The sequence below is a fragment of the Pikeienuella piscinae genome (assembly GCF_011044155.1).
Lineage (GTDB): Bacteria > Pseudomonadota > Alphaproteobacteria > Rhodobacterales > Rhodobacteraceae > Pikeienuella > Pikeienuella piscinae.
On record NZ_CP049056.1, the window covers coordinates 4,314,141 to 4,336,126 of the forward strand.

18 protein-coding genes are annotated in these 21,986 nt (G+C 68.5%); all 18 read left to right on the forward strand.

Going from position 1 to position 21,986, the window contains the following annotated elements; all coding sequences use genetic code 11:
• The first annotated feature begins 20 nt into the window (after positions 1–20).
• Positions 21–887, forward strand: coding sequence for a CpsD/CapB family tyrosine-protein kinase (locus tag G5B40_RS20605; protein WP_165102923.1), 867 nt, complete (start codon positions 21–23; stop codon positions 885–887).
• 120 nt (positions 888–1,007) lie between these two features.
• A complete protein-coding gene (locus G5B40_RS20610; protein WP_165102926.1) occupies positions 1,008–3,422 on the forward strand; it encodes a tetratricopeptide repeat protein in 2,415 nt (804 codons plus the stop codon).
• Positions 3,423–3,580: 158 nt separating this feature from the next.
• On the forward strand, positions 3,581–4,396 hold the full coding sequence (locus G5B40_RS20615; RefSeq protein ID WP_165102930.1) for a cyclase family protein: 816 nt from the start codon (positions 3,581–3,583) through the stop codon (positions 4,394–4,396).
• Positions 4,397–4,461: 65 nt separating this feature from the next.
• A complete protein-coding gene (locus G5B40_RS20620; RefSeq protein ID WP_165102933.1) occupies positions 4,462–5,244 on the forward strand; it encodes an MBL fold metallo-hydrolase in 783 nt (260 codons plus the stop codon).
• Between the two features lie 150 nt (positions 5,245–5,394).
• A complete protein-coding gene (locus G5B40_RS20625; RefSeq protein ID WP_165102936.1) occupies positions 5,395–7,197 on the forward strand; it encodes a DNA polymerase III subunit gamma/tau in 1,803 nt (600 codons plus the stop codon).
• 21 nt (positions 7,198–7,218) lie between these two features.
• Positions 7,219–7,554 carry a YbaB/EbfC family nucleoid-associated protein gene (locus tag G5B40_RS20630; protein ID WP_165102939.1) on the forward strand — a complete coding sequence of 112 codons (336 nt, stop codon included), beginning with the start codon at positions 7,219–7,221 and terminating at the stop codon, positions 7,552–7,554.
• A gap of 462 nt (positions 7,555–8,016) precedes the next feature.
• Positions 8,017–8,490 (forward strand): division/cell wall cluster transcriptional repressor MraZ, encoded by a 474-nt coding sequence (locus G5B40_RS20635; RefSeq protein ID WP_165102942.1) that lies wholly within the window; start codon positions 8,017–8,019, stop codon positions 8,488–8,490.
• Positions 8,487–9,503, forward strand: a complete 1,017-nt coding sequence (gene rsmH, locus G5B40_RS20640) for a 16S rRNA (cytosine(1402)-N(4))-methyltransferase RsmH (protein ID WP_165102945.1) — start codon at positions 8,487–8,489, stop codon at positions 9,501–9,503. Before G5B40_RS20635 ends, rsmH begins: the two co-directional genes overlap by 4 nt.
• Entirely contained in the window at positions 9,503–10,048 is a 546-nt protein-coding gene (gene ftsL / locus G5B40_RS20645) for a cell division protein FtsL (protein ID WP_165102948.1), read from the forward strand. The genes rsmH and ftsL overlap by 1 nt, the downstream gene beginning before the upstream one ends.
• Positions 10,045–11,841: a peptidoglycan D,D-transpeptidase FtsI family protein gene (locus G5B40_RS20650; protein ID WP_165102951.1), complete on the forward strand. Its 1,797-nt coding sequence runs from the start codon at positions 10,045–10,047 to the stop codon at positions 11,839–11,841. The genes ftsL and G5B40_RS20650 overlap by 4 nt, the downstream gene beginning before the upstream one ends.
• Complete coding sequence (locus tag G5B40_RS20655; RefSeq protein WP_165102954.1) at positions 11,841–13,334, forward strand: UDP-N-acetylmuramoyl-L-alanyl-D-glutamate--2,6-diaminopimelate ligase; 1,494 nt, start codon at positions 11,841–11,843, stop codon at positions 13,332–13,334. Before G5B40_RS20650 ends, G5B40_RS20655 begins: the two co-directional genes overlap by 1 nt.
• Positions 13,331–14,776, forward strand: coding sequence for a UDP-N-acetylmuramoylalanyl-D-glutamyl-2,6-diaminopimelate--D-alanyl-D-alanine ligase (locus tag G5B40_RS20660; RefSeq protein WP_165102957.1), 1,446 nt, complete (start codon positions 13,331–13,333; stop codon positions 14,774–14,776). Before G5B40_RS20655 ends, G5B40_RS20660 begins: the two co-directional genes overlap by 4 nt.
• A gap of 1 nt (position 14,777) precedes the next feature.
• On the forward strand, positions 14,778–15,866 hold the full coding sequence (gene mraY / locus G5B40_RS20665; RefSeq protein ID WP_165102959.1) for a phospho-N-acetylmuramoyl-pentapeptide-transferase: 1,089 nt from the start codon (positions 14,778–14,780) through the stop codon (positions 15,864–15,866).
• 47 nt (positions 15,867–15,913) lie between these two features.
• Positions 15,914–17,311 carry a UDP-N-acetylmuramoyl-L-alanine--D-glutamate ligase gene (murD, locus tag G5B40_RS20670; protein ID WP_165102962.1) on the forward strand — a complete coding sequence of 466 codons (1,398 nt, stop codon included), beginning with the start codon at positions 15,914–15,916 and terminating at the stop codon, positions 17,309–17,311.
• On the forward strand, positions 17,308–18,471 hold the full coding sequence (locus G5B40_RS20675) for a peptidoglycan glycosyltransferase FtsW (RefSeq protein ID WP_165102965.1): 1,164 nt from the start codon (positions 17,308–17,310) through the stop codon (positions 18,469–18,471). Before murD ends, G5B40_RS20675 begins: the two co-directional genes overlap by 4 nt.
• Positions 18,468–19,580 carry a UDP-N-acetylglucosamine--N-acetylmuramyl-(pentapeptide) pyrophosphoryl-undecaprenol N-acetylglucosamine transferase gene (locus G5B40_RS20680; protein ID WP_165102968.1) on the forward strand — a complete coding sequence of 371 codons (1,113 nt, stop codon included), beginning with the start codon at positions 18,468–18,470 and terminating at the stop codon, positions 19,578–19,580. Before G5B40_RS20675 ends, G5B40_RS20680 begins: the two co-directional genes overlap by 4 nt.
• A complete protein-coding gene (gene murC / locus G5B40_RS20685; protein WP_425500072.1) occupies positions 19,577–20,968 on the forward strand; it encodes a UDP-N-acetylmuramate--L-alanine ligase in 1,392 nt (463 codons plus the stop codon). Before G5B40_RS20680 ends, murC begins: the two co-directional genes overlap by 4 nt.
• On the forward strand, positions 20,965–21,918 hold the full coding sequence (murB, locus tag G5B40_RS20690; protein WP_165102971.1) for a UDP-N-acetylmuramate dehydrogenase: 954 nt from the start codon (positions 20,965–20,967) through the stop codon (positions 21,916–21,918). Before murC ends, murB begins: the two co-directional genes overlap by 4 nt.
• The last annotated feature ends 68 nt before the right edge of the window (positions 21,919–21,986 follow it).

Below are 21,986 nucleotides of genomic sequence, written 5' to 3' on the forward strand. Positions count from 1 at the left end.
GGCGACAAGGATAAAGACAGATGGTCGAAAGACTGAAGCATGCGATAGAAAAGGCGAGGGCGCTGCGCGAGGCCCAGGCGGCCGAGCAGCCGGCTGCGGGCGTCGCCGCCGCGCCGCGCCCCTCGTCGCCCGCCGCTTCCGCGCCCGCGGGTTCGTCGGCCGCCGTCTCCGAGACCGACGCCTTCTGGTCGTCGCTCAGGGAACTCGAGCTCAGGCCCGAGCGGCTTCACCGCTCGCGCATCGTCACGCACGACAAATCCGACCTCGCGCATATTCCCTTCGATCTCCTGCGGACGCGGCTCATGAAGGTTCTCCGCGACAATGGCTGGCGGCGCGTCGCCATCACGTCCCCGACCAAGGGCTGCGGCAAGACGCTGGTGGCCGCGAACCTGGCGTTCAGCCTCGCGCGGCAACCCGACTACCGCACGTTGCTCATCGACATGGATCTCAAGGCCCCGGAAATGGCGCGCATCCTCGGTCAGAAGGAGGCGTCGCCGCTTGCCTGGCTGCTGAGCGGGCGGACCCAGCCGGAAGCGGCGCTGATGCGGGTCGGCATGAATCTCGCGCTCGGCCTCAACGGAGAGCGGGTGCGCGACTCCACCGAGATGATCCAGGACGAGAAGACGGTGAGTCTGCTCGCTTCGATCACGGAGCGGCTTGATCCGGACGTGGTGATCTACGACCTGCCGCCGCTGCTGGTGAGCGATGACGCCATCGCGTTCGTCCAGCATGTCGATTGCGTGCTTCTCGTCGCAGCGGCCGGTCAGACCACGGCGAAGGATATCGAGAGCTGCGAGCGTATGTTCGCGGGCCAGGTGAATTTCCTCGGCGTGCTGCTTAACAAGGCTGAAGACGGGGTGAACCGCAAGGCCTATGAATACGCCTGATGCATGGGCGGAAATTTGCGGCCGTTATCCGCGGCGCGCATCACTTGACGCACGGCGTCGCACGCCCGGACGCGGTCGAAGAGGACCCGCGGGCGTGTCAAGGATTGGAGGTCACGTCCGATGGGCGCAGTTTCTAGAAATGTGAACCGCCTGGTGATGATCGCCGGTCTGGCGTTCGGAACCATGGCTCTCGCCGGTTGCGACAGCGCCGAGGAGCGGCTGGCCAAGCACGTCGCGAGCGGCGAGGAGCTGGTTCAGGACGGCGCGCTGGCGAAGGCCACCGTGGAGTTCCGCAACGCCCTCGCGATCGACGCGAACAGCGTTGCGGCGCATTCCGGGATGGCCGAAGTCTATGAAGCGCAGCGCAATTATCCGGCGATGATCGCGCATCTCAACAAGATCGTCGAGATCGACCCGGTGAATGTCGGCGCGCTCGTCAAGCTCGGCCAGATGATGTTGCTTGGCGGTCAGCTGGACGAGGCCCTCGCCAACGCCGACTCGGCCATCGCGGCCGAGCCGAAGAATGTCGACGCGCTGGTGCTGAAGGCGGGAATCTCGCTCCGGCTCGGAAACACCGACACTGCGCTCGACTTCGCGCAGCAGGCGATCGCGCTCGATCCGGCGAATCCGACCGCGCATGCGGTGCTGATCGGCGAGCGGCTGCAGGCCGAAGACATTGAACGCGCGCTCGCCATCGCCAACGACATCACCGAACGGGCGCCGCAGGACATGGGCGTCGCGCTGGTCAAGTTGCAGGTGCTGGAGAAGCGTGGCGACGCCGAGGAAGTCGGCGCCTATCTGCAGCAGCTGGTTGAACGGTTCCCCGATCAGGTCTCGCTCCGCTCGGCGCTTTCGCGCTGGTACGCGGAGCGCGGTCAGGACGCCGAGGCCGAAGCGCAGCTTCGCGCGATCGCCGAAGCGAATCCGGACGATTCAGACGCGGCGCTGCGTGTCGCGCAATTCATCCTCGCCAAACAGGGGGATGAGGCGGCGCGCGCCGAACTGGAGCGCCTTGTCGCGGAAAAGGACGAGAAGACGCCCTATCAGGTGGCGCTTGCGCAGATCGACTATGAGGGCGGTGAGCAAGAGGCGGCGAAAACCCGGCTCGCCGGGGTGATACAGGACGCCGAAGACGCCGGAAACTCGGCCGATGCGAACAGCGTGCGGCTGATGTTGGCGCGGTTCCTGCTGCGGGAGAACGCGCGCGACGAAGCGAAGGCGCTGGTCAAGACCGTGCTCGAAGGCGATGCGGCGAACGCCGATGCGCTCGCCCTCCGCGCGGCGCTCCGCTACGATGACGAGGATTACTCCAACGCGCTGCTCGACATTCGCGCCGCGCTGGCTTCGGCCCCGAACAATCCTCAGCTGCTGCTGTTGTCGGCGCGCACGCATCTCAAGACCGGCAGCACGGATATCGCCGGCGAGAATTTCGCAGCGGCCATGCAGGCGGCCAACTATGCGCCCGACATCACGATGGAGTATGTGAAATTCCTGCGTCTCGACAATCGCGACGATGCGGTGCTGACCGTTCTGACGCAGGCGGTTCGCGCGCAGCCCGGGAACGAGAAACTGCTGAACGCGCTTGCGGCGGAGCAGCTTCGCGTCGGCGACTGGGCGGCGGCCGACGAGACGGCGAAGCAACTCGCCCAGATCAACTCCGAATCGTCGATCAGAGTGCGGGCGGCTACGCTGAGCGGGCGCGAACGCTATGACGAGAGCCTGGCGCTTCTCGACAGTCTGTCGAAGGAGCCGGGCCAGAGCGACGGCGCGCTCGCGGCCATGGTTCAGGTCTATTTCAAGGCCGGCAAGATCGACGAGGCGATGGACTTTCTCGGCGGCGTGCTGGCGGAGAACCCGGCCAACGCGCAGGCGCTGATGCTGCGTGCGGCGCTCAACATAAGTGAGAAGAAAACGGCGGCGGCCGAGGCGGATTACAAGGCCGCGCTCGCCGCCGCGCCGACGGTGGCGCCGCCCTATCTGGCGCTCGCGCGTCTCTATCTGCGCGAAGGGCGCGAGGACGAGGCGGTCGCGATGTTGAAGGAGGGGGTCGAGGCGACGGACGATCCGAGCGGCCTGATGCTCTTCCTTGGCGGCTACTACGAATCGAAGCAGCGCGTCGACGACGCCATCGCGCAGTACCGCGCGCTCTTCGAGGCGAGGCCGGATTCGCTCGTCGCGGCGAACAACCTCGCGAGCCTGCTGGTCGAGTACAAGGCGGACGATGAAGCGGCGAAGGCGGAGGCGGCCAAGATCGCCGGGAGCCTCCGCGGCGTCTCTGTTCCGGCCTTCCAGGACACTTATGGCTGGGTGCAGTATCAGCTCGGGAATTACGAAGAGGCGTTGCGCTATCTCGTTCCGGCGGCGGACGCGCTCTCCGACAATCCTTTCGTCCGCTATCATGCCGGCCTCGCCTACGCCGCGCTCGGCGACGGGGCCGCGGCGCGCCCGCATCTCGAAGCGGCGCTCGCGACGCCGGATTTCGCCTTCGCGGACGAGGCGAAAGCGGCGCTCGCCACCCTGGACGCGAACCAGTAGCGCGCGGCGCGCCCGCCTGCATCGCGCGGGCGGGCGCGTTCGATGAAGCCGGCGAAGCGCTCGACCGGAAGATTCAGGCGTCCGGACGCTTTTTGTTGAAAGCTCGCCTTTCTCGGGTAACCTTGTGGTTGCGATATCCGCAATTGAGGGAGAGGGCGATGTGCGATGTCTGTGTGATGAACGCCGTGAAGGACCGCATGCTGTCGCGGCGCGATCTCTTCCGGACTGCGACCGCCGCGGCGGCCGTGACGGCGGTTGGCGCCGCCGCCGCGCCGAAGGCGCTCGCCGCAGGGCATGAACGCGTCGAGGACATGACGCATGAGCTTTCGGCCGATTTTCCGACCTATTTCGGCTCGCCGGGATTTTCGGCGGATCAGAAGTTCCATTTCGACAAGGACGGCTTCAACCTCTTCGAGATGACGATCAACGAACATACCGGCACCCATGTCGACGCGCCCTTGCACTTCTCGGCGGACGGGATGTCCGTCGCGGAGATTCCGGTCACGTCGCTGGTCGCGCCGCTCTGCGTCGTCGATATCGCCGCGAAAGCCGACGACGATCCGGATGCGCAGGTGACGCCGGACGATCTGAAAGCCTGGACCGACGCCAACGGTCCGATTCCGGACGGCGCCTGCGTCGCGCTCTATTCCGGCTGGGGCGCCAAGGTCGGAACCGACGCGTTCCGGGGCTTCGACGGTGAGAAGCAGCATTATCCCGGCTTCCACAGCGACGCCGCCGCGATGCTGATCGAGGAGACAGGCGCCGGCTCCATCGCGGTCGACACGCTTTCGCTCGACCACGGGATGTCGGCGGACTTCGCGACGCATTACCTTTGGCTGCCCTCGGGCCGTTTCGGCGTCGAGTGCCTGGCCAATCTCGACAAGGTTCCGGCGACGGGGGCGACGCTGGTCGTCGGCGCGCCGAAACATCGCGGCGGTACTGGCGGGCCGGCGCGGATATTCGCGATGGTGTGACGCGGGGCGGCGGCGCGGTCTCTCTGTCCCGCGCCATCCTTCGCTTGACCGCTGGAAGGTCGGCCATGATGCGCTTTCTGGTCGCGCTCGCGCTGCTCATCGCCGCGCCGGCGTCTGCTTCGCAGTGCATCCAACTCGCCGGCGCGCCGGCGCCAAAGTTGTGGCGCGCCGCGCTCGCGCCGGGCGAGGTGCGGATCCGCTATATCGGTCACGCGGCGCTGCGGATCGAGACCGGTCAGGGCCGCGCCGCCGTCACGGATTTCTACGGCGACGCCGGGACCGGGCCGACGCCGGACGCGGTGACGATGAACCACGCGCATGCGACGCATTGGATGCGGAACCCGCCCGCGGAGATCCCGTACCGCCTGAAAGGCTGGAGCGAAGGCGCGGAGCCAGTGCGCCACTGGGTCCAGATCGACGATCTGCTCATCCGGAACGTCACCACCGACATCCGCGCCGGCGCGGGGTGGGAGCGGGATGGCAACTCGATCTTCATCTTCGAATACGAGGGGCTCTGCATCGGCCATCTCGGTCATCTGCATCATCTGCCGACGGACGGACACTACGCCGAGATCGGCCGCCTCGACGTGGTGCTGGCGCCGGTCGATGGCGGCTACACGATGTCGGTTCCGGATATGATCACGGTGTTGAAGCGTGTGCGCGCGCGCGTCGTCATTCCCATGCACATCTTCTCCGGTTATGCGCTGGAGCGCTTTCTCGCGGGCATGGCCGACACGTTCGAGATCGATGCGCGGCCGGGGTCCGAGATCACGCTCTCTGCGACCAGCATGCCGGACTACCCGGTGATCCGGGTGCTCACCCCCGAGCGCGCGCCCTGGGCGGAGTAGCGCGCCGGCCGGCGCGCCTTTCGGGACGCGGCGGAGGGAAGGCGCGGCCCGGAAAAGATCGGCCGCAGGGCGCGCTGTTCGCGCCCGCCCGCCTTGCGGCGCTGCGCCAGCCCCCATACCCTCTCACCGTGAATTTCAGGGAAGGGCGCGATGGCCGAAGATTCCCCCAGCGTTGACGAGGCGTCGCCGGAAGCGGAGGTCGATTCCGACGCCGCCTACCAGGTGTTGGCCCGCAAGCACCGGCCGCAGAGCTTCGCCGATCTGATCGGGCAGGAGCCGATGGTCCGCGTGTTGACGAATGCTTTCAAGCACGACCGGATCCATCACGCCTTCATCATGACCGGCGTGCGCGGGGTGGGAAAGACCACGACGGCGCGGATCATCGCCAAGGGCCTGAACTGCATCGGTCCGGACGGGACCGGCGGGCCGACGACCTCGCCCTGCGGGGTGTGCGAGCCCTGCCGGCAGATCGCCGAGAGCCGGCATGTCGATGTGCAGGAGATGGACGCCGCCTCGCGCACCGGCGTCGGGGACATTCGCGAACTGATCGATTCGGTCCGTTATCGCGCGACCTCGGCGCGCTACAAGGTCTATATCATCGACGAGGTGCACATGCTCAGCCCCTCGGCCTTCAACGCGCTGCTGAAGACGCTGGAGGAGCCGCCGCCGCATGTGAAATTCATCTTCGCCACCACCGAGATCCGCAAGGTGCCGGTCACCGTGCTGTCGCGCTGCCAGCGCTTCGATCTGAGGCGGATCGAGCCAGAGCTGATGATGGCGCATCTGGAGGCGATCGCCGCCAAGGAGGGCGCGAAGCTGTCGCGGGAGGCGATCGCGCTCATCACCCGCGCCGCCGAGGGCTCGGTTCGCGACGCGCTCTCCCTGCTCGATCAGGCGATCGCGCACGGGCGGGTGGAGGAGACCGGGGCGGACGAGGTGCGCGCCATGCTCGGCCTCGCGGACCGGGGCCGGGTGATCGATCTTTTCGAGACGATCATGCGCGGCGAGGCGGCGGCGGCGCTGGGGGAACTTTCGAACCAGTATGCCGACGGCGCCGATCCCGTCGCGGTGCTGCGCGACCTCGCGGAACTGACGCACTGGATCAGCGTCGTGAAGATCAATCCCGAGAACGCCGACGACCCGACCGTCGGCGCGGATGAGCGCGACCGCGGCCGCGCGCTGGCGGCGGCGCTTGAGATGCGGGCGCTGGCGCGGATGTGGCAGATGCTGCTGAAGGCGCAGGAGGAGGTCGGTCGCGCGCCGAACGCGATGATGGCGGCGGAGATGGCGGTGATCCGCCTCACCCATGTCGCCGAATTGCCGACGCCGGAGGAGATCGTTCGCAAGCTCGGCGATGGCCCGTCGGGCCCGCCCGCGGGTCCGCGCCCGGTCGGGCCGGGCGGCGGCGGGGGCGGCGCGCGGGCAGAGTCGCGCGGCGGCGCGCAGGCTGCGGAGCGCCCGACGGAGGCGCCCCGCGCCGCCGTCGCCGCGCCGCTCATCCGTTATGAAAGTTTCGCCGACGTCGTTGCGCTGATCCGCGAGAATCGCGACATGAAGCTTCTGACGGATGTCGAGGACTTCGTGCATCTGGTGCGCTACGCGCCGGGCAGGATCGAATTCGCGCCGGCCGAGCGCGCCCCGGCCGACCTGGCGCAGGTCCTCGGCGCGCGGCTAACCGCATGGACCGGCGCGCGCTGGATGGTGGCGGTGACGCGCGAGCCGGGCGAAGCGACGATCTCCGAGGCGCGGCGGGCGGCGGAGCGCGCGGCGGTGGAGGCGGTGGCGGCGCATCCGCTGGTCGCCGCCGCGCTCGCGGCCTTTCCAGGCGCGCGGATCGCGGCGATTCGCGACCCTGTTCAGGCCGACGCCGCGCCGGCGCCCGACGAGGACGGGATCGACGACGATGAGGAATATGGCGACGACTGGTCGCCGGTGGACCCGTTCGCGGGCTGACCCCGAAAGGATAGGCTGAACATGTTCAAGGGTATGGGCGATATCGGCAAGCTGATGAAGCAGGCCCAGGAAATGCAGTCGAAAATGACCGAGGCCCAGGCGGAACTCGATTCCATAGAAGTGACGGGGGAGGCGGGCGCCGGGCTGGTGAAGGCCGTCGCCAGCGCAAAGGGCGCGCTCCGCTCGCTCTCCATCGATCCTTCGCTCTTCAAGCCCGAGGACCGCGAGGTGGTCGAGGACCTGATCGTCGCGGCGGTGCAGGACGCTCAGGAGAAGGCGAGCCGGCGCGCCGCCGAGGAAATGGGCAAGTTGACCGAAGGCATGGCGCTGCCGCCGGGCATGAAACTGCCGTTCTGAGCCTCTGAACCCGCGGATTTCGCCGGCCTCATGGCCGGAAGCGTCGGGCCGATGGGTGCGGCGCTATGCGATCTGACGCGATCGCATTAGAACAAAACATGAATATTTGATGAATAGATCGGAACCCGCGCCGCGCGGGGGGCGTTCCCTGTTGCATTTTACACATCAAACCCAAATCGGACCATGAATTCAGCACAATAATCACTTGTGTCCCATGATATCCCATGCTATCCCAAATTCCAGCAGCGGCCTCCGGCTCAAACGATAAAAGAGCAGGTTCATACAGGCGCCGAGGGTGCTGCGGCGAGGCGAATACGACCGCAAAAAACGCGGCGGACGCAGTCAGAAGACGTCGAGGGACAGGCTGCGGGCCGCGCATCGCAATGGATGCGCGGCCCGTTTCGCATCGGGCGGGCGAGGCGGGACAAGCGGTGTCGAAACCGGCGGGGAGGCCCCGGGCGCGTGTTGAAATTCTTCTCCTCCAGCGCGACCAACAAGGTCGACGGCAAGGGCCGGGTTTCGATCCCCGCGCCTTTCCGAAAGGTGCTGCAGAGTGAAGATAGCCCGATCCTTTTCCTCATGCCTGAACTCCTCGGCGGGCCGACCATCATTGGCTTCGGCCAGAGCCATTTCGAGAATCTGGCCCGTTCGCTGACAAAGATGAACCCTTTCAGTCCGGAATATCGCGCGCTCGCCAACGCCGTGGCCGGCAAGGCGCATCAACTGCCGCTCGACGAGACCGGGCGCATCGTTCTGCCGAAGGAGCTGCGCGCGCTCGCCGGGATCGAGGGCGAGGCCTATTTCATCGGCACGCTGAACACGTTCCAGATCTGGAATCCGGACACCTACGCCGCCGATGAGGCCGCGATGCTGGAGATCGCGCGGGCGAATGTCGACAAGCTCGACTGGGCCGGCGCGATGGGAGGAGAGTCATGACCGCGCCGGCGCTCTCCGCGCTCGCGGCGGCGCGGGCTCTGCATGATCCGGTGATGCTGCAGGAGGTCCTGACGGTTATGGAGCCCGCGCTGGCGGGCGTCATCCTGGACGGCACGTTCGGGGCGGGCGGCTACGCTTCGGCGCTGCTCGACGCCGGCGCCGCGCGGGTGATCGCGCTCGATCGCGATCCGGAGGCGGTGGCGCGCGGGCGCGAATGGGCGCCGGCCTATGAAGGCCGTCTGGAGATCGTCGAAGGGCGGTTCGGGGACCTGGACCGCTTGATCGAGGAGCCGCTCGCTGGCGTCGTTCTCGATATCGGCGTCTCCTCGATGCAGATCGACGAGGCGCGGCGCGGATTCTCCTTTCAGAAGGACGGCCCGCTCGACATGCGCATGGGCGGCGCGGGGCCGAGCGCGGCGGATCTGGTCAACGACGCGCCGGAGGCTGAACTCGCGGATATCTTCTTCCTCTATGGCGAGGAGCGCGGCGCGCGGCGGCTGGCGCGCGCCATCGCCCGCGCCAGGGCCGATGCGCCGATCACCGGCACGCTGGCGCTGGCGACGCTGATCGAGCGGAACGCGCCCCGGCCGAAGCCCGGCCGCCCGCATGCGGCGACCCGCGTCTTTCAGGCGCTCCGCATCGCGGTCAATGACGAGCTTGGCGAACTGGCGCGCGGGCTTTCGGCGGCCGAGGCGCGGCTCGCTCCGGGTGGGGTGCTCGCGGTCGTCACATTTCACAGCCTGGAGGACCGGATCGTGAAGCGGTTTCTGCGTATTCGCGGCGGCGCTGCGCCTGGGGTCTCTCGTCACGCGCCGGAGGCGAAGGCGCATCCGCCCGGGTTCGAAATCATCACCCGAAAGGCGCTGGAGCCCTCAGCCGAGGAAATCGCGCGAAACCCGCGCGCCCGCTCCGCCCGGCTTCGCGCCGCGCGGCGCACCGGCGCGCCGGCGGCGCGGGTCGAGAGCGCCGCGCTCGGTCTGCCGCGAATTCGGGCCGCGGGCGGAGACGGCTGATGCGGTGGGCGCTTTACATAGTCGGCGCGGTGCTGATCGTCGGGGCTTCGTTCTGGTCCTATAGCGTCACCTACGCGACGCAGGATCGGCTGGACGCGATCGAGAGAACCAACCGGGCCATCGCCGAAGAACGGATGGCGATCCAGGTGCTTGCGGCGGAATGGGCGTGGCTCAACGCGCCTGATCGGCTGACGCGGCTGGTGGCGGCGCATCAGGGCGAACTGGGCCTGACGCCGATGAAGCCCGACAGCTATGCGGAACTCTCCGAAACGCCGATGAAGCAGCCCGATGATGGAATGGCGCCGGTCGCTCTTATCGATCTCGACGCGCTTTCGCCCGAAGAGCCGGCGGCGCGGCGCAAGAGCCCAAGGCCCGCGCGCGAGGCGCCGAAACCGGTCGTGACGGCGGAGGCGCGCGAGCCCGCGCCGCATCGCGCCGCGCCGCCTCCCGCGCGGGCGACAGCCGCCGCGCCGCGCCGCGCCGCGCCCACTGCGCCTGTCGCGGTGCGCGCTCGGGAGAGCGACAAGATCAGGATCGAGCGGTGAGCGCCGGCGCGGATCTTGTTCGCGTCCTCGGCGACGGCGCCGAGACGGCGCTGGCGCGCCGCGCGGAACGGCGCGAGCGGGCGCGCGAGGAAAAGCGGCGCGCGCGCGCCGATCGCGCCGAATGGCGGCTGCTGGTCGTCTCGCTGTTCTTTCTCGTCGGGTTCGGCGTACTGGGCGGGCGCATGGCGCTGCTGGCCGTCGCGGAGCCGAAGGAGCCGCGCCTTGAGACCGCCGCGTCGCGCGTCGTCGCGACGGAGCGCGCGGCGATCACCGATCGCAACGGCCGGCTCTTGGCGGCCAACCTGCCGACCTGGGCGATTTACGCGCATCCGCACGAGACCGCGCTCGCCGGCGTCGACGCCGACGAAGCGGCGCGTCGTCTCGGCGCCGTCCTGCCGGAGATCGGAGAAGAAACGTTCCGCGCTCGCTTCGCGCCGGGGCGAAAATTCGTCTGGATCAAGCGCCCGGCGACCCCGGACGAGCGCCAGGCGGTGCACGACCTCGGCATTCCGGGAATCTACTTCGGCCGCCGGGAGACCCGCATCTATCCCGCCGGGCGCATCGGCGCGCATATTCTCGGTGGTGTCACGGTCGGCGCGGAAGGCGTCGATCACGCCGAACTTGTCGGCCTCGCCGGCGTCGAACGGCGTCTCGACAAGGAACTCCGCGATCCGGCCCGCGCCGGGCGGCCGATGCCGCTCTCCATCGACCTGGTCGCGCAGACCGCGCTGACCGACGTGATGGGCGCGGCGATGACGGAGTTCAGTGCGATCGCCGCTTCCGCGGTGCTGATGGACGCGCGCAATGGCGAGGTCCTCGCCATGGTCAGCCTGCCGGATTTCGACCCGAACAACCGGCCCGACACGCGCGATCCGCGGGTGGCGAAGGTGCGCCCGATGATGAATCGCGCGGCCGAAGGCGTCTATGAGTTCGGCTCCACCTTCAAGCTTTTCACGGCCGCGCAGGCGATCGACAGCGGTCTCTACACGCCCGAGAGCATGATCGACACCAAGGGCCCGCTCCGCGTCGGCAAATTCAAGATCAACGACTTCCACCGGATGCCGCCGCGCATGACGCTTCGTGACGTGATCGTCGAAAGCTCGAATGTCGGCACCTCGAATATCGCGCTGGCGATCGGGGCGGAGGCGCAGAAGGCGTTTCTTCGCAAGATCGGCATGCTCGACCCGACCAGTATAGAGATCGCCGAGGCCCGGCTCGGGCAACCGCTCTATCCGGCGCGGTGGAGCCAGCTATCGACGATGACGATCTCCTTCGGGCATGGCTTGGCGGCCACGCAATTGCATCTGGCGGCCGCCTACGCCTCGCTGCTCAACGGCGGGCTCCGGGTGCATCCGACGCTCCGGCGCGGCGCGCCGGCGCCGACCGAGGCGGATCGCGTGATCTCCGCCAGCACTTCGCGTTCGCTGCGCGAAATCCTCCGCGCCGTGGTGGCGGAGGAGAAGGGCACCGCGAACTTCGCCGAAGTTCCCGGCTTTGAAGTCGGCGGCAAGACCGGCACCGCCGACAAGCCCGCGCGCGGCGGGTATGACGAGTCGAAAACGCTCTCGACTTTCGCCGCCGCCTTTCCGATGTCATCACCGAAATACGTTCTGGTGGTGACGCTGGATGAGGCTTCGACATTCAGATACGGCCGCACATGGCGCACCGCCGGTTGGACGGCGGCGCCGACCGCCGCGCTGGCGGTCGAGCGGCTTGCGCCGATCCTTCACATGAGGCCGATCCCGGCGCCGGAGACGGTCGTGGCCGGGGATGTCGGAAAGGTGAGGTTCTGATGGCGGCGACGCTCGCCTCGCTCGGCCTTGCGGGGCTTGACCGGAAGGGGCCGGCGCCGCGCCCGGACATGGTGATCAGCGGACTTTGCGCCGACAGTCGGGAAACCCGGCCGGGCTTTCTCTTCGCGGCTCTGAAGGGCGCGCTCGACGGCGCCGAGTTTGCGCAATACGCGGTCAGGATGGGCGCGTCCGCTGTGCTGACGAGCGCGGAAGGCGCGGAGCGGGCGCGCGCCGATATCGGCGACTGGCCGGTTCCCTTTCTGATCGACGAGAACCCGCGTCGCCGTCTTGCGCTTGCCGCCGCCGCCTTTTACGGCGCGCAGCCCGAGACCCTGCTCGCGGTCACCGGGACCAACGGAAAGACCTCGGTCGCGAGTTTCGCGCGGCAGATCTTCGCCGCGCTCGGCCGTCGCGCCGCGAGCTTCGGCACGGTCGGGGTGGAGGGCGCGGTGACGAAGCCGCTGGCGATGACGACGCCCGAGCCAATCACGCTGCACCGGCTGCTGGCCGAACTTGCCGACGCCGGCGTCACTCACGCGGTGATGGAGGCGTCAAGCCACGGGCTGGCGCAGCACCGGCTCGACGGCGCGCGGCTCTCCGGCGGCGCCTTCACCAATCTCAGCCGCGATCATCTCGATTATCACGCGGATTTCGAAAGCTATCTCGCGGCCAAGCTCCGGCTCTTCTCCGAGCTTCTGCCGGAGGGCGCGCCGGCCGTCCTCAACGCCGACGATTCCACTTATCATCAGGCCGCGCGCGCCGCGAAGCGACAGGAGATCATCCCCTTCGGCCGCGACCGCGAGGCGGCGCGCGGGTTGCGCCTGATCGAAGCGCGGTTCGACGCGGCGGGGCAGGAGCTGGACCTGGAATGGCGGGGCGCGCCGCGGCGCGTCCGGCTCGGCCTGATCGGCGGGTTCCAGGGGCTGAACGCGATGGCCGCCGCCGCGCTGGTCATCGGCGCCGGGGAAGCGCCGGACAGGGTTTTCGAAGCGATGAACCGGCTCACCGGCGTTCGGGGTCGGATGGAGCATGTCGCGACCCGCGCCAACGGCGCCGCGATCTATGTTGATTATTCGCACACCCCCGGCGGGCTTTCGACGGCGCTCGCCGCGCTTCGGCTCCATACGCCAGGCCGACTGATCGTCGTATTCGGCGCCGGCGGCGACCGCGATCGCGGCAAGCGGCCGGAAATGGGACGCGCGGCCTGCGAGGGCTCGGACGCCGTCATCGTGACGGATGACAATCCGCGCGGCGAGGACCCCGCCTCGATCCGCGCCTCGATCCGCGCCGCCTGCCCGAACGCCATAGAGATCGGTGACCGGGCTGAGGCGATTCTCACAGGCGTTGACGCATTGTCGCCCGATGATCGGCTTCTGATCGCCGGGAAGGGGCATGAAACCGGCCAGACCGTGGCCGGCGTGACGCACCCCTTTGACGATGCGGAACAGGCGCGCGCCTCGGTCGCGGCGCTGGATGGCGAGGACGAGGCATGACGGGCGCGCTCTGGACGGAGGAAGAGGCGGCGGCGGCGACAGGCGGGCGCGCGACGGCGGGGTTCAATGTCTCCGGCGTCTCGATCGACAGTCGTTCGCTGAACCGGGGCGATCTTTTTGTCGCCCTCCAGGACGCGCGCGACGGGCACGAGTTCGTCGCCGCTGCGTTCAAGGCCGGGGCGGCGGCGGCCATGGTCGGCCGGGTTCCCGGTTCCGCGCCGCCCGGCGCGCCGCTTCTTGTCGTGAAAGACCCGCTCGCCGGGCTTTGGGGTCTTGCGGCGGCTTCGCGGTCGCGGACGCAGGCGAAGGTGATCGCCGTCACCGGCTCGGTCGGCAAGACCGGCGTGAAGGAAATGCTCCGCGCCTGCCTCGGCGCCAGCGGCCCGACCCATGCGGCGGAGAAAAGCTTCAACAATCACTGGGGCGCGCCGCTGACATTGGCGCGGATGCCGGAGGCGACGCGCTTCGCCGCGATCGAGATCGGCATGAACCAGCCCGGTGAGATCGCGCCGCTTTCGCGCCTCGCGCGGCCGGATGTGACCATCGTCACCACGGTCGAGGCGGTGCACCTCGCGGGGTTCGACAGCGTCGAGGCGATCGCGGACGAGAAGGCGGAGATCTTTGACGGTCTGGTCGCTGGCGGCGTCGCCATTCTCAACGCAGACAACGTTCATTTCGAGCGGCTCGCAGCGGCGGCGCGGCATCGCGGCGCGCGCGTCGTCGCTTTCGGTTCTGGCGCGCGCGCGGACGCGCGGCTGGAGAGCGCGCGCCTCACCGGCCGCGCGACGGTGGTCAAAGCGACGCTCCACGGGCGTCCGCTCATGTTCAAGATCGGCGCGCCGGGCCGGCACCTTGCGCTCAACGCGCTCGCCGCGCTTGCGGCGACCGACGCGGTGGACGGCGATGTCGCGAAGGCCGCGCTCGCCCTCGGCCGCTGGACTCCGCCAGAGGGCCGCGGCTCCCGCTGGCGCATCGAGATTGGCGAAGGCGGGAACGGCGGCTCGATCACGCTGATCGACGAGAGCTACAACGCCAACCCGGTTTCGATGCGCGCCGCGCTCGCGGTTCTTTGCGCCGCGAAACCGGAGGACCATGTCGGCAGGATCGACAAGGGGCGCCGGGTGGCGTTCCTTGGCGACATGCTGGAACTTGGTTCCGAGGCTGAGGCCATGCACGCCGCGCTCGCCGCCGCAGAGGAGATGGCGGGGGTGGATCTCGTGCATTGCTGCGGGCCGCTGACGCGCGCGCTTCACGACGCGTTGCCGGCGGAGAAGCGCGGCGAATGGTTCGGAACCAGCGCGGATCTCGCCGCCGCCGTCGGGCGTAAGCTCGACGCCGGGGATGTGGCGATGGTCAAGGGTTCGCTTGGCTCGAAAATGGCGCCGGTCGTCGCCGCGATCCGGCGCATGGGGCATGTACGGCCGGACGCGGAGGGGGGCTGACATGCTATACGAGATACTCACGCCGCTTTCCGAGGGCGGCGATCTCTTCAACCTCTTCCGCTACATCACCTTCCGCGCCGGCGGCGCGCTCTTCACCGCGCTCGTTTTCGGCTTCATTTTCGGACGGCCGATCATCGAGCGGCTTCGGCGCATGCAGGGCAAGGGCCAGCCGATCCGGGACGATGGGCCGGCGAGTCACATACTGGAGAAGGCGGGCACGCCGACCATGGGCGGCGTGATGATCCTCGCGTCGGTGCTCTTCTCGACGCTTCTCTGGGCGCGGATGGACAACGGGTTCGTTCTTCTCGTTCTCTTCGTCACGGTCGGTTTCGGTCTGATCGGTTTCGTTGACGATTATCTGAAAGTGACGAAGCAGAGCCATCGCGGCTTTTCCGGGCGGGTACGGCTGCTCATCGGGTTCGTCATCGCCGCCATCGCCGGAACATGGGCGACCTGGCTTCAGCCGATGGCGTTGCAGGGGCAACTCGCGGTGCCGGTGCTGAAGGAGGCGCTGGTGCCGATGGGCGTGGTTTTCCTGCCCTTCGCCATGCTGGTGATCGTCGGCAGCGCCAACGCCGTCAACCTGACTGACGGACTGGACGGGCTGGCGATCATGCCGGTGATGATCGCGGCCGGCTCGCTCGGGGTCATCGCCTATGTCGTCGGGCGGACGGATTTCACCGATTATCTGCAACTCCACTACGTCCCCGGAACCGGTGAGATCACGGTGTTCGCGGCGGCGCTGATCGGCGCCGGGCTCGGCTTTCTCTGGTATAACGCGCCGCCGGCCATGGTGTTCATGGGCGACACGGGCAGTCTTTCGCTCGGCGGCGCGCTCGGCGCCATCGCGGTTTCGATCAAGCATGAAATCGTCTGGGCGGTGATCGGTGGGCTTTTCGTCCTCGAAGCGGTCAGCGTCATCGTTCAGGTCGCCAGTTACAAGCTGACCGGGAAACGGGTTTTCCGCATGGCCCCGATCCATCACCACTTCGAGCAGAAGGGCTGGCGCGAGCCGACCGTCGTGATCCGGTTCTGGATCATTGCGGTGATCCTCGCGCTGGTCGGGCTCGCGTCGCTGAAACTGAGATAGAGGCGGCGACGGATGATCGTTTCACCACATTTCGATACCGGGCGCGGATGATCGCGGTCAGGGGATATGAGCGCCGCCGCGTTGGCGTTCTCGGGCTCGGCCGGTCCGGCCTTGCGGCCGCGCGGGCGCTCGCGGCGGGCGGCGCCAATCCGGTTTGCTGGGATGACGGCGAAGCGGCGCGCGCCGCCGCGGCGGCGGCCGGGTTCGAGATCGAGGACCTGACGCAGGCGGCGGCCTGGGGCGATACTTCGCTTCTCGTCGCCTCGCCCGGCGTCCCGCACCTCTACCCGGCGCCGCATCCTGCGATCGCCGCGGCTTCGCGCGCCGGCGCGCTGGTCGATAACGATGTCTCGCTGTTCTTCCGCGCGGTCCAGATGACAGGCGCTGAGGTGAGGCTCGTCGCCGTCACCGGCTCGAACGGCAAATCGACCGTCACGGCGCTGATCGACCATATCCTCGGCGCGTCCGGACGCCCGCGGCAGATGGGCGGCAATATCGGACGCGCCGTGCTCGACCTCGACCCGCCCGCGGATGGCGAGACGGTGGTGCTGGAGCTGTCCTCCTACCAGATCGATCTTGCGCGCGTGCTCGCGCCCGATATCGCGGTCTTTCTCAACCTTTCGGCGGATCACCTGGACCGGCACGGCGGGCTTGGCGGGTATTTCGCCGCGAAACGGCGGCTTTTCGAGCTTGGCGCGCCGGAAGTCGCCGTGATCGGGGTGGAGGAGACCGCCGGGCGTTTTCTCGCCGCCGCCATGGCGGACCCGTCGGGCGACGGAGCGCGCCTTGTCCGCGTCTCGACGGCGGAGCGGCTGAAGGGGGAGGGGAGTGCGGTTTTCATGAACCGCCATCACCTCACCGAATGGACGAAAGGCAAGCAGGCCGGGGCCTGCGACATGCGTGAAGCGCCGGCGCTCCAGGGGCGGCACAACCATCAGAACGCCTGCGCCGCCTGGGCCGCCTGCCGGGCGCTCGGCCTTGGCCCGAAAGCCATCGCGGCCGCGCTGCCGACCTTTCCGGGCCTGCCGCATCGGATGGAGAACATCGGCGCCGCGAAGGGCGTCGCCTATGTGAACGATTCCAAAGCGACCAACGCCGACGCGGCCGAGAAGGCGCTTTCGACATTCGAGCGCATTCGCTGGATCGCCGGCGGCGTCGCCAAGGAAGGAGGAATCGCGCCGCTCGCGCCGCTCTTCCCGCGCCTCGCCAAAACCTATCTGATCGGCGCGGCGGCGGCGGAATTCGCCGCGACGCTGGGCGACGCGCCGCACGAGATATGCGGCGATCTCGGAACCGCGCTGAGCCGTGCGGCGGCCGAGGCGGAGGCGGGCGAGACCGTGCTCCTGTCCCCCGCCTGCGCCAGTTTCGACCAGTTCGCCAGTTTCGAGGCCCGCGGCGACGCCTTTCGCGCCGCCGTGTTGAGATTGATCGGGGAGGGGACATGACCGAGCTCACCTTTCGCGCGCCGCAGGGCGCATTCGTCGATCCCTCGATCCTCGGGCGCTGGTGGCGGACCATCGACAAGCTGACGCTGCTCGCGCTCATCCTTCTCGTCCTTGTCGGTCTGCTGATCAGCTTCGCCGCCTCTGTGCCGCTGGCCGAGAAGAACGGCCTGCCGCAATTCTATTTCGTTACCCGCCACGCTGTTTTTGCGATGATCTCGGTGGGTTTGATGCTGACGCTGTCGGTGCTGACGCCGGACCAGGTGCGGCGCAACGGCGTGAGGCTATTTCTTTTCGCCTTCGTCGCCGTCGCCCTGCTGCCGGTCTTCGGCACCGATTTCGGCAAGGGCGCGGTGCGGTGGTATTCCTTCGGGCTTTCCGTGCAGCCGTCGGAGTTTCTGAAACCCGGCCTCGCGGTGCTTACCGGCTGGATGATGGCGGCCTCGCTTCGGCCGATGGGGCCGCCGGGGGTGTCGCTTTCCTTCCTGGTTACGGCGGCGGTGATCGGCGCGCTGGCGATCCAGCCCGATTTCGGCCAGGCGCTGCTGGTCATCGCGTCCTGGGGCGCGATGTTCTTCGTCTGGGGCGCGCCGATCTGGCTGATGGTGATGCTCGTCGGGCTCGGCGTAGGGCTGATCTGGTTCGCCTACGCGAATTTCGAATATGTCGCGAGCCGCATCAATGACTACTGGTCGGAGGAGATCGATCCGACGAGCCAGATCGGTTACGCGACCAACGCGATCCTGAAGGGCGGGTTCTTCGGCGTCGGCGCCGGCGAAGGCTCGGTCAAATGGTCGCTGCCCGACGCGCATACCGATTTCGTGATGGCGGTGGCGGCGGAGGAATACGGGTTGCTTTTCTGCCTCCTGGTGATCGGGCTCTACCTTCTCATCACGCTTCGGGCGCTGAAACGGCTGATGCGCGAACGCGAGCCTTTCGTCCGCGTCGCCGGATCGGGCCTTGCGGTGATGATCGGGCTTCAGGCCTTCATCAATATCGGCGTCACGTTCACACTTCTTCCGGCGAAGGGGATGACGCTGCCGTTCATCTCCTATGGCGGCTCGTCGATGGTCGCATCGGGCGTCGCGATGGGGCTGATGCTGGCGCTGACCCGCGACCGGCCGCAGGACCATGTGACCGACCGGCTCGGCGGCGGCCGGTGACGGACGCGCGTCTTCTGGTGATCGCCGCAGGCGGCACCGGCGGGCACATGTTCCCGGCGCAGGCGCTGGCGGAAGAGATGCTGGCGCGGGGTTGGCGCGTCGCGCTCTCCACCGATGATCGCGGGCTTCGGTACGCCGGCGGATTTCCCGAAGACGTCGAGAGGCGCGCGCTTTCCGCCGCGACTTTCGCGCGGGGCGGCCTCGGGGCGAAGGCGCTGGCGCCCTTTCGCATATTGAAAGGCGTGATCGAAGCCGTGCGCTGGTTCAGGGCTGACCGGCCGACTGCGGTCGCCGGGTTCGGCGGGTACCCGTCGCTTCCGGCGCTGGCGGCGGCCGCCCGGATCGGGGCGCCGCGGCTGATTCACGAACAGAATGGCGTTCTCGGCCGGGTGAACCGTCTTTTCGCGCGCCGGGTCGATGCGCTGGCCTGCGGGGTCTGGCCGGTTTCGAATGCTCCTGAGGGCGCGCGGCTGGTGGAGATCGGAAACCCGATCCGCGCCGCCGCGAAAGAGGCGATGAAGACGCCTTATGCGCCGCCGGGCGAGGGCCCGCTCAATCTCTTGGTCTTTGGCGGGAGCCAGGGCGCCTCGGTTTTCGCGCGGCTTCTGCCCGAGGCGCTCGCGGCGCTGCCGGGGCCGCTCCGCGCCCGGCTTCGCGTGACCACGCAGGCGCGTGAAGCCGAAGCGGCCGAACTCGCGGCGGCGCTCGGTGAAGCGGCCGAGGTGGCGCCGTTCTTTTCCGACATGCCGGCGCGGATCGCCGCCGCGCAGCTCGTCATATGCCGCGCCGGCGCCTCCACGGTCGCGGAACTCGCCGCGATCGGCCGGCCGTCGATCCTGGTTCCATATCCGGCGGCGATGGACGATCATCAGACCGCGAACGCCGCGTCGCTGGTCGCCGCCGGCGCAGCCATCCTCGCGCCGGAGACCGGATCGGCGGGCGTGGGGTTGACGGGCGCCGCGCTTGCGGGGCACATCCGCGCCGTTCTGGAGGCGCCGGAGCACGCTGTCGAAATGGCGGCGGCGGCGCGCCGGGTCGGGCGGCCGGAAGCCGCCGCCGCGCTCGGCGATCTCGTGGAGCGGATCAGCGAGGGAAACGGGACAAGATGATGACCACCGCCATGCCGCTCGATATCGGCGCGATCCATTTCACCGGCATCGGCGGCATCGGAATGTCCGGCATCGCCGAAGTGCTGCTCAATCTCGGCTACCAGGTGCAGGGTTCGGACCTGAAGGCGAGCGCGATCACCGAACGGCTGAAGGGCATGGGCGCGACGATCTTTATCGGGCAGGCCGCCGCGAATATCGCGGACGCCCGCGTTGTCGTGGTCTCCTCGGCGATCAAGCCCGGCAATCCTGAGCTCGACGCCGCGCGCGCGGCGTCGCTGCCGGTGGTGCGCCGGGCGGAGATGCTGGCGGAGCTGATGCGTCTGCGCTTCAACGTTGCGGTTGCGGGAACGCACGGCAAGACGACCACGACCTCGATGGTCGCGGCGCTGCTGGAGGGCGGCGGGCTCGACCCCACGGTCGTCAATGGCGGCATCATCCAGAATTACGGCTCCAACGCCCGGCTCGGCGCGGGCGAGTGGATGGTCGTCGAGGCGGATGAGAGCGACGGCACCTTCGTCAAGCTGCCGGCGACCATCGCCGTCGTCACCAATATCGATCCCGAACACATGGACCATTACGGCGATATCGAGAATCTCCGCGACGCGTTTCTCGCCTTCGTCTCCAATGTCCCGTTCTACGGGCTCGCGGTCTGCTGTATCGACCATCCGGAAGTGCAGCGCCTTGTCGGCCTGATCGACGACCGGCGGGTCGTGACCTACGGGTTTTCGCGGCAGGCCGATGTCAGGGGCGAGAATCTCCGCTACGACAACGGACGCGCGGTTTTCGATGTGGCCTTCCATACCGGCGAGCGTATGGACGGGGTTACGCTGCCGATGCCGGGCGAGCATAACGTCTCCAACGCGCTCGCCGCCATCGCCGTCGCGCGTGAGCTTGGCGTCCGGGAGGCGGATATCTGCGCCGCTTTCGACGCGTTCGGCGGGGTGAGGCGCCGCTTCACTCGCGTCGGAGACTGGAACGGCGCCGCCATCATCGACGATTACGGCCATCATCCGGTGGAGATCGCCGCCGTCCTGAAGGCTGCGCGCGCCGCCTGTTCGGGCAAGCTGATCGCGGTCCATCAGCCGCACCGCTACTCCCGACTCGCCGATCTGTTCGAGGGGTTTTGCGCCGCCTTCAACGACGCCGACATCGTCGGCGTCGCCGGCGTTTACGCCGCCGGCGAGGCGCCGATCGAAGGCGCCGATCGCGACACGCTGGTGGAAGGCTTGCGCGCCCACGGGCACCGTCAGGCCTACGCCGTCGACGATGAGGCCGGGCTGGAGGCGTTCGTGCGCGCCCATGCCGGGCCGGGCGACATGGTCGTCTGTCTCGGCGCCGGCACGATCTCCGCCTGGGCCAACGCGCTCCCTGCAAAGCTGGACAGGTGAGCGCGTCGCTCGATCCGGATTTCGTCGCGCGTTTCGGCGCCCGGCTCACGTCCCGCCGGCCGCTCGCCGATCTCACCTGGCTGCGCGTCGGCGGGCCGGCGGAGTGGCTCTTCACGCCGCAGGACGCTGGCGAGCTCGCGGCGTTTCTCGCCGGGCTCGACCCCGGCGTTCCGGTCACGCCGATCGGCGTCGGCTCGAATCTGATCGTTCGTGACGGCGGCGTTGGCGGCGTGGTGATCCGGCTCGCCGGGCGGGGGTTCGGCGGTGTCGAGCCGCTGCCCGGCGCGCGGCTGCGCGCCGGCGCGGGGATGCTGGACGCGGCGGCGGCGAAAGCCGCGGCCAAGGCCGGGATTGGCGGGCTGGAGTTCCTGCGCACCATACCGGGCGCCGTCGGCGGCGCGGCGGCGATGAACGCCGGCTGTTACGGAACCTATATGGCCGATGTGGTGGAGAGCGTGGAGGCCGTGACGCGCGATGGGCGCAGAGTCACGCTCTCGCCAGATGATATGAGCTTCGGCTATCGGAGCTCCGCGCCGCCCGATGGGGCGATCGTCACCGCGGTGACGCTGATGGGCGCGCCCGAAGCGCCGGAAGCCATCGAGGCGCGGATGGCGGAGGCCTTGGCGAAGCGGGCGGCGACGCAGCCGGTCGACGAGCGCACTGCCGGTTCGACCTTTCGCAACCCGGCCGGTTTCTCCTCCACCGGGCGCGACGATCACGGGCAGGAGTTGATGGCCTGGCGGCTGATCGACGAGGCCGGCTGCCGCGGGCTTCGGCTTGGCGGGGCGGTGATGAACGTGAAGCATTCGAACTTCCTGACCAATGCGGGCGGCGCGAGCGCGGCCGATCTGGAGAATCTCGGCGAGATGGTGCGGGAAAGGGTTCTCAAATCATCCGGTATGGCGCTAGAGTGGGAAATCAGGCGGATCGGGGATCACCCGGCCGCGTGACGCCTGCGGCGAAAGCCGTGCAAAAACAGGCGAAAGCCCCCGAAGAGAGGGGCGCAACAGCCCCGAAC